The following is a 5,548-nucleotide window of genomic DNA, read 5'->3' on the forward strand; positions in this document are numbered from 1 at the left end:
CGCCATCAGCTCGCATTCGAGCACGATCTCGGCATTGGCCGGCACCAGGAGGTCGATGGTCTCGCACTTCACCAGCTTCGCGGGGAGACCGTAGAAATTGCCGAGGACCTCGAAGTCGTCGGTGCCCGGCGGCACCCCGGTCAGCGCGGCCACCTTGTCCACCAGCGGTCCGCCGAGCACGATCGCGAGTTCGAGGTTGTGTCCCTTGGCCTGTGCTGCCTGGGCGTTCAGCCGAGCACGGTGCGACGTACACGTCATGTCGAAATTCTTCTCGTTCTTCGTCCGGAACATGCTGCGGTAGATGCCCCAGTCGTAGACACCGGTGTCCGGGTGCTTGGACACCACCAGGTTGTCGTTGGTGTACGCGTGGCCGTCGCGGTCGTGATGGAGAAACAGCGGCAGCCGGGTCAGATCGACGTCGTCGCCGGTGAGGATGACTTCCTTGCACGGCGCGGTATCGACGATGACGGGCTTGATCCGGCCCTTGCCGAGCTCCACCATCCGACGCCCGGTCTCACTCTTCTCGCAGCCGAGCGCCCACGCGGTCTGATCCTGGTTCGAATACGCGTTGGCCAGGAACTGGAATTCGCAGTCGGTGATCTTCTCCACCAGCACCGCGGTCAACGGATTGGCCTCCATGACCGCGGGCAACTCGTCGACGCGTTTCTCGTCGGTGATGCGGACGAGCAGGCCCGCCTTCTCCATATCGACGACGAAGTCGCTCAGGCTCTGCTGTGGCATGGCATGCCCTTCACTCGAATGCCGGTGCGGCGTCGCCGGTCTCGACGTAGTCACGCAGGTGATGCAGGAGCACCCCCCATGTGGTGTTGCACTTGCGGAAGTTGCCGTGGGTCCCCGGCCAGCCTGCGTGTTGGAGCTCAAGCAGGGTCCGCCCGTTGGCGGGAACAATGGTGAACGTCGCCGTGGTGCCCACCGAGTCACCCGGTCCGCGCGTGCACCGCCAGACGACCCGACTCGGGACGTCCGATGCCGTTACCTCCCAACCGAACTCGGGGTGGTCGGCGAAGGAGAACACCCACTCTGTACCCACCTCACCGCTGCCGGTGACCGTGGGGTTGTGCCAGCCCTTGACGCCGTCGGGGGTCGTCAAGGCTTCATACACCTGCTCGGGTGGGGCATCGATCTTGAGCTCGTGGTCGATTTCGGGCACGTGTCCTCCTACTTGCCATCGAGTTCTGGGAAGTCGTAGTCCCGCCAGCCGGGCACGTCGGCGACCTCGACGACCCGTCCGCCGTGTTCCTCCAACGCGGGCCCGCACAGGTCGCCCACCTTCCTGACCACCGTGCCGTAGGGGTAGGTGGCGTCGATGCCGATCGCCGATCCGGTGCGCTGGTCAGGCGGCAGCGACTCGTCGGCCGTCGGGTCCAGCGGTCCGCCGGGCAGGCTGTCCACGATGATCACGTCCCGCGCCGGCTGAGTTCGGAAGGCCATTGCCCACTCGACCTGTTCCGAGTCGTACACGTCGATGTCCGGGTCGACCACGACCACCATCTTCGGTCGCAGATTGCTGCCCATGGCCGCGAGGATCGCGCTGCGGGCCTCGCCCGAGTAACGCGGCCGCATGGCGATGACCAAGCGAAAGTACACGCCGCCCGACGGGGGGATCGCCACCGCCGTCACGGTCGGGAATTGCTGGCGGAACATGTCGTAGAACGACGCTTCGAACGACAACTGCTTGAGGATGTGGTTCTCGGTGGTGGGCCTGCCGGTCAGCAGCGCCTGGAAGTACGCACCGTTGCGATGGGTGATGGCAGTCGGCCGGACGACGGGTTTCGGTGACGCGGGCGTGTAATAGCCGGTGTACTCGCCCAGCGGCCCCTCGTCGACTGTCTGCGTGAAATCGACCTCGAACTCGATGACCACCTCGGCGTGCGCAGGCACCGAAACGTCATTCGTGCGGCATTTGACGAGCTCGACGGGCTCGCCGCGCATGCCTCCGACGACCTCCCAGTCGTTCGTGTCCTCGGGAACCTGGATCGGGCACGCATAGGCGATCATCGGATCGACGCCGATGACGAGCGCCGCGCGAAAAGTCTTCTGTCCCATGCGCTGTGCCTTGGCCTGGTTCTTCGCGAACCGGTGGCTGGGGGCGGCCATCAGCGACATCGTCTTGTCGTCGATGATCTCGCAGCGGTAATGGCCGATGTCTGGGACGCCGGTCTCGGGGTCGTGGCTGACCACGAATCCAGGAGTGATGTACGGGCCGCCGTCGTCGGGGCTGTAGCGCGGGACGGGCAGAATCGACAGGTCGACGTCGTCGCCAAGAATGACGTTTTCGTGCACTGGGCCGTCATCGGAATACTTCGGCGCGATGCGGTTTTTGAGGCGTTTCACGATCTCGTCGAAGGCGGTCTCCTCGTCGCAGCCGTAGGCGATCAACGCCTTCTCACGCGAGTTGTACAGGCCGCCGACCAACGGGAAGTCGGTTCCGTTGTTCTTGAACACGATGGCCGGGCCCGCGACGGACGCGCTCTTGCGCATCGCCTTGGCCACCTCGAGATCGAGCGCTACGGGTCGGTCGACGTCGATGAGTTCGCCCCGGGAGCGCAGCGCATCGAGGAACTCGCGGAAATCTTGGAATGGCACAGTCGGATGCCCCATACTTTCCTGCGTGAGGGTGGCCAGCAAATCAAGATTGATCGTGCCACATCCAACCTTGCAAGTGCCCCCCGTGGCGCGCGGAGTTCGATGATCGAGTCTCGAGGAGAGTTTCAGCGGTTCGCCGTGGACGTGTACGGGAGCGACGGCGTCTCGACGGCATGTGTGCTGCTGCAGGATCGCTGCGGGGTCGATGTCAACGTGCTCCTTCTGGCGGCCTACGTGGGCGCGGCCGAGCGATCCACGTTCACCGACGACGAGATGGCGGCGGCCGTGGCACGCACCGGGCACTGGCAACGCGACGTGGTCGGCCCACTCCGTGCAGTGCGGACGCGACTCAGGGACGGGCCGCCACCGGCGCCGAGCGCGGCGACCGTCGCGCTACGGGAGCGGATCAAGGCCATCGAACTCGACGCCGAGATGATCGAACTCGACGAACTGGCCGACGTCGCGCACCATCTCGAGGCCAAGGCGGCGCTCGGGGATGCCGCCGAACGTGCGAGTGCGGCAATGCACGTCGTCCTGCGGCACAGTGCCTTCCGCGAACCGACGGACGAGGAGTGCAATGCCATCGCGGTGATCGCTTCGGCCGCAGCGCGATCCGGTTCCGGTGAAGGGATGGGTACGTGAAGCGCATCATCGTCGCGATCACGGGGGCGTCGGGAGCCATCTACGGCATCAGGGCCCTCGAGCTGTTGCGGAAGGTCGACGACGTCGAGTCCCACGTCATCATCACGCCGTCGGCGCAGCGGACCATCGCTCACGAGACGTCGTACCGGTCCGACGAGGTACGCGAGCTCGCCGATCACCACCATCACCCCCGCGACATCGGCGCAGCGGTGTCATCGGGCTCCTTCCTCACCATGGGGATGCTCGTCGCACCGTGCTCCGTGAAGACTCTCAGCGGAATCGCGAACTCCTACAACGACGAACTGGTGGTGCGCGCGGCGGACGTGTGCCTCAAGGAGCGCCGCAGAGTCGTGCTCCTCCTGCGTGAGACTCCCCTTCACGCCGGGCACATCGATCTGATGGCCAGAGCGACGACCAACGGTGCGATCATCATGCCGCCCGTTCCGGCGTTCTACGCACTACCGCGCTCGCTCGACGACGTCGTCGACCAGACCGTGTCGCGGGCGCTCGAGTTACTCGACGTCGTCGTTCCCGGCATTAAACGCTGGGACGGAACGTCGGTCGTTCCCGACGCGACCTAATCGGCCCGCGTCCTGCCGAAGTACAACTCCTGGGTGGCGATGCAGACCACCTGGCCCGCGCGGTTGTACATGGTGGCTGTCGCCAACCCTCGGCCGCCGATTGCGCTGGGCGAGAACTGATCCGACAACACCCAGTCCGACAGATCGACCGGACGGTGAAACCAGAGGGCGTGGTCGATCAGCGCGGAGAACGTCGACAACGGGGTGGCGCGCCGCATGGTGATCGCGGTCTCCAACATCGTGGTGCCGGACAGGTAGGTCAACAGGCAGCTGTGCAAGACCTCGTCGGCAGGCACGGTTTCGGTGGGGCGCCACCACATCCGGATCCGTGGCGACGGTTCGGGACGGTCCAGTGCCAGCCGCGGTGGCGGGTCGACGTAGCGCAGTTCGAAGGGCTGCGGACGGACCCAGTGACCGCGGTGCTCGTCGGCGTACGGGGCTAGTTGCTCCTGGACGGTGGGAAGCGACTCCGGGTCGGGGGTATCGGCCATCGGGGTGTGATAGTCGAGCCCGTCGACCGGTGTGCTGAACGATGCGAGAGCTTCCAACAACACTTCACCGTCCTGCCGCGCCGTGATCTGCCTGGTGGACAACGTCCCGCCGTCGCGGGACCGGACGACCTGGAACTCCACCGGCCGTCGGGCATCACCCGCGCGGAGGTAGTAGACGTGCACGCTGTGTGGCGTGCGGCCCTGGGTCGTCCGGCTCGCGGCCATGAGCGCCTGACCGGCGATGTGACCGCCGACGATGTGGTGGGCGGGATTGTCGAGCTGGGTGGCCTCGAAGCGGTCGTCGGCGATCTGATCGACCTGCAGCGTGGCGACGACGTCGGCGAGCGACGGCGATCGGAATGTCACCCCGGCATCATGCCGCAGCGAGCACGATCACCACTGATCGCGTCGGTCCATCACGACGGGCCCCGGGCCAGGTTTCCTGAATCAGTCAGGATTCGCAGGCGATGCCGTCACCATCGCGGTCCCCGCCCGACCAGTAATCCGGATCGCCCTGCGGAATGTCCCAGCGGCCGTCTTGGTGCGCCTGCGTGCAGTTGCGGTACGTACCGGTAGCTGATGCTGCCGGAGCAATCCCAATGCCAACTGCCGAAATTGCGGCGGCAGCAATCAAGAGACGAACGAACATGAATCCACCCCTATGTGACGTGTGAACTGACTCCCCCCACGCCCCTGCCGGGATGCTCGGGCGGGCGCGATCAAGAGCGAAAGGAGCGTAGCAAGTAATTACCTAAGGCGTTAATTAGTGCGTCGACCTGCGCGACGGGCGCCATGAACAGCGACAACGCACAGGGAATCGCAATGACCGATTTGGCCGAACAGGTATTTCACGTGAGACGCATCTGGTCCGCTTAGGGGCAAGCGGCGTAGAATTTCACGTCCTTCTCAGGGTAGGAGATGTACGAACAGTGCACCTTCACCCTCAAAGGGACGATTCGCCGAGGTGGCGGACGAACCTGGGCCGAATGGAGTGGTCAGAGTGGACCAGCATAGAAGTGTCAAGTTGCTATCGGCGGTGATCAGCGCCGGCGCCGTCGTGGTCATGGGAGCGGTTGCCGTTGCCTTCGCCAACGAGCAAGCCGGAACGGACACCGTTAGGTCGGCTCCCGAGACGGCGGTTACCACCACGACGCCGCCGACGGAACCCGTCACGTCCGTCGCCACCCCGGAAACAACGGCCAGCACACCTGCGGGATACCGCTGAAC

The 5,548-nt window shown here is 65.2% G+C and carries 8 protein-coding genes; 3 read left to right on the forward strand and 5 right to left on the reverse strand.

All coding sequences use genetic code 11. The annotated features are described in order from the left end of the window. From ACRDUX_RS03910 to ACRDUX_RS03920, 3 genes are all read right to left on the reverse strand, one after another. Nucleotides 1-741: UbiD family decarboxylase domain-containing protein (locus ACRDUX_RS03910; protein WP_526411210.1), on the reverse strand; the 741-nt coding region annotated here is incomplete at its 3' end. A gap of 10 nt (nt 742-751) precedes the next feature. Further along, the gene (locus tag ACRDUX_RS03915; protein ID WP_526411212.1) at nt 752-1,171 is read right to left on the reverse strand and encodes an SRPBCC family protein; all 420 of its coding nucleotides are present in this window, start codon (nt 1,169-1,171) and stop codon (nt 752-754) included. Nucleotides 1,172-1,179: 8 nt separating this feature from the next. Next, the gene (locus ACRDUX_RS03920) at nt 1,180-2,607 is read right to left on the reverse strand and encodes a UbiD family decarboxylase (RefSeq protein ID WP_526411214.1); all 1,428 of its coding nucleotides are present in this window, start codon (nt 2,605-2,607) and stop codon (nt 1,180-1,182) included. 102 nt (nt 2,608-2,709) lie between these two features. Here ACRDUX_RS03920 and ACRDUX_RS03925 point away from each other — a divergent pair, with 102 nt between their 5' ends. After that, on the forward strand, nt 2,710-3,249 hold the full coding sequence (locus ACRDUX_RS03925; RefSeq protein WP_526411216.1) for a TIGR02444 family protein: 540 nt from the start codon (nt 2,710-2,712) through the stop codon (nt 3,247-3,249). After that, nucleotides 3,246-3,830: a UbiX family flavin prenyltransferase gene (locus ACRDUX_RS03930; RefSeq protein WP_526411218.1), complete on the forward strand. Its 585-nt coding sequence runs from the start codon at nt 3,246-3,248 to the stop codon at nt 3,828-3,830. Before ACRDUX_RS03925 ends, ACRDUX_RS03930 begins: the two co-directional genes overlap by 4 nt. Here the strand turns inward: ACRDUX_RS03930 and ACRDUX_RS03935 are convergent. Next, nucleotides 3,827-4,687, reverse strand: coding sequence for an acyl-CoA thioesterase (locus tag ACRDUX_RS03935; RefSeq protein WP_526411220.1), 861 nt, complete (start codon nt 4,685-4,687; stop codon nt 3,827-3,829). The two genes, ACRDUX_RS03930 and ACRDUX_RS03935, sit on opposite strands and share 4 nt — an antisense overlap. An 85-nt stretch (nt 4,688-4,772) precedes the next feature. Beyond that, nucleotides 4,773-4,970, reverse strand: coding sequence for an excalibur calcium-binding domain-containing protein (locus ACRDUX_RS03940; RefSeq protein WP_526411222.1), 198 nt, complete (start codon nt 4,968-4,970; stop codon nt 4,773-4,775). 351 nt (nt 4,971-5,321) lie between these two features. Between ACRDUX_RS03940 and ACRDUX_RS03945 the strand changes: the two genes are divergently transcribed. Continuing rightward, a complete protein-coding gene (locus ACRDUX_RS03945) occupies nt 5,322-5,546 on the forward strand; it encodes a hypothetical protein (protein ID WP_526411224.1) in 225 nt (74 codons plus the stop codon). Nucleotides 5,547-5,548 lie beyond the last annotated feature (2 nt).

This window comes from Mycobacterium sp. (assembly GCF_050701675.1).
In the GTDB taxonomy this organism is placed as follows: Bacteria; Actinomycetota; Actinomycetes; order Mycobacteriales; family Mycobacteriaceae; genus Mycobacterium.

Excerpts from the sequence above, each read along its gene's own strand:
- ACRDUX_RS03925 (WP_526411216.1), top strand. The coding sequence starts at position 2,710 with ATGATCGAGTCTCGAGGAGAGTTTCAGCGGTTCGCCGTGGACGTGTAC.
- ACRDUX_RS03940 (WP_526411222.1), bottom strand. The coding sequence starts at position 4,970 with ATGTTCGTTCGTCTCTTGATTGCTGCCGCCGCAATTTCGGCAGTTGGC.